The following is a 265-nucleotide window of genomic DNA, read 5'->3' as shown; positions in this document are numbered from 1 at the left end:
TACCATCAGTCTTGCAAAACCCTTGAGAACAGCATTTCGTGATAAGTTTTCAAGCTTAGTTGTCGCCATTAAACGTGTGACCCGATCGACAATGGTCAAAACAGCAGCCTTTGACCCGCGAACTGTATCCATCTCTAAATGTCCTTTTTCGGTTCGCCGATTAGCTGACTCACTGCAAATCTCAATTGAGGTGCCTACTGCTTGGTTATAGCGCGACCGAAGGTCTTGTCTTCTTTTATGACGTTTACCGTGATCAAAGAGTTGA

Annotated in this window: 1 pseudogene; it reads right to left on the bottom strand. The window is 44.5% G+C overall.

The features are described from left to right. Positions 1-265: pseudogene (locus ACWPAB_RS15495) on the bottom strand (IS30 family transposase); the annotation flags it as partial.

The organism is Lacticaseibacillus sp. 30 (assembly GCF_053819265.1).
Note: the sequence above shows the minus strand (reverse complement) of the source record. Positions and strands in the feature narration are given on the sequence as shown.